The organism is Microcoleus sp. K4-B3, assembly GCF_036704615.1.
Lineage (GTDB): Bacteria > Cyanobacteriota > Cyanobacteriia > Cyanobacteriales > Microcoleaceae > Microcoleus.
Genome location: NZ_JAUBSF010000209.1, coordinates 1 through 1,941, shown reverse-complemented (window position 1 = coordinate 1,941; position 1,941 = coordinate 1). Strand labels below are relative to the sequence as shown.

Here is a 1,941-nt window from a genome sequence, read left to right as displayed (position 1 = left end):
TATTATACTGATGATCGATAAAAAAGTCATTCTGGGTTCACGAGTATTTATACTCATCGCAAAAGTGACACGCTCCCCGTCTCCTACGCCTCAAGTCAATAATCCTTCTGGCTTCACTCCTGTTGTTTTTACTCGCTCGGTTGGAGTGGATACGAACTATGGCATCAGACTAAGAACTGATACTCGCCTAGATGCTCCTGGTGAAATTGTCACCTATGATTCTCAGATCGAGTTTGATGGCTGGAAGTATGGGGAACCAGTGCAGGATCGGACTGTGGCAAATGGTCAGATGGATGTAATGTGGTATCGGATAAAAGATACGAACTACTGGATTCCTAGCGCTTTTATCATTGGCTACCCGCCTGGTTATCAGCCACCTGTTTCATCGGGGGGTAATACTGGCAATACTGGTAGTGGTAATAACAATAATACCTTGCCAGTTCAACCCGCAGATTTTACCAAGGCACTTGCCTTTAATCTTCGGTGGGAGGGAGAATATTCTAATCACCCCAGCGATCCGGGGGGTGCAACAAACAAAGGAATCACTCAGAATACTTACAACGGTTATCGGTCAAGTAAGGGGCTTTCTACGCAAGATGTTCGTGGGATTACGGAGGGGGAAGTCCAAGATATTTATTATACAAATTACTGGATAGCATCTGGTAGTGACCAACTTACCTCGCGGTTGGCGATGGTTAATTTTGACACCGCTGTGAATATGGGAGTTGGCGCTGCAAGTGGGCTTTTACAGCAGGCGCGTCAGTCGGCTAACGGAGACGAAATGAGTGTAGTCCGGCGGTATCTTGACTTGCGGGAGGCTCGGTATCGTGCGATCGTTGCCAGTAATCCAAGTATGGGGGTGTTTCTGCAAGGCTGGCTAAACCGACTGAACAGTTTACGTGCTCAAGTGGGGGCAACGGGTGGCAGTAGCAATAATAACAATGGCGGTAACAATAACACTGGCGGGAGTCTAGGGCAGCTTGGTTATGTCGGAATTGGAGTCACACCTATTGACGATTCCAGCGATAACAGACATCCTAAAAATTCTTTAGAATTGGGGTTGGAGTCACTCTCATGGACTAAGCAACGCCTTGAAGAGTTTGATAGGCTAATTGAGTACCGCAATCAATTTGAACTTCCTCTTTCAAGCGATCTAGACGATCTACTTTTCAGGAAATTTGCCACTCGACCCGGTACAGGTAAAGAGTTTAACTATGCTGAATACCTTCAACTAAAAGCAGTAAATTCTTTGCTCAATGGCGCTATTGATTATACGACTCAAACAGACGATCTCATTGAGGACTATATCGATTCAATTGTTGATTCCGAAGATTATGACACCGCAGATAAACTTTATAGCTTAAAACAATCGTGGGAGTCGGGACGTAAACAAGCTCAAGAAACAATTAACCAGAAGAGTAAAACGCCCTGGGGTTCTATTATTCTAGACTCTTTCGCTGAGTTGGGTAGGATTTTTGAAAATTCTGCTAAGGGTGCTTTTTATGGCATCTCCGCTTACCTCAGAATTCGCGCTCTCGTAAACGGTGGTCCCCTCGCCAAACTATCATCATATTACTCAACAGAGGATGGCTGGCAACGACTGGAAAATACAAGAATTTCAGAAGACACAGGAAAACTTGTGGATGTATTGGGATGGATCTTGTCAGATAAATGGGGAGATTTACAAAAAGCTATAGATATTAATAAATCTGAAAACTTCAGTAACCTTGGCATTGTCGTGTCTGCTATAGCTGGTGACATCATGGGATGGATAGAGCAATACCGTTTAAATGGAGTTGCTGGACTGATTGGTGACTTTAAAAGCATTAGTGACGAGATAAAGAAAATTGTGGAGTTCGACAAGCTGGGAGCGTGTCACTTTTGCGATGAGTATAAATACTCGTGAACCCAGAATGACTTTTTTATCGATCATCAGTATAA

Annotated in this window: 1 protein-coding gene; it reads left to right on the top strand. The window is 43.9% G+C overall.

The annotated features are described in order from the left end of the window. Window positions 1-1,906 (top strand): glycosyl hydrolase 108 family protein (locus QUA78_RS32415; protein ID WP_333307357.1); only part of this gene is annotated, 1,906 nt, incomplete at its 5' end. Window positions 1,907-1,941: the final 35 nt, after the last annotated feature.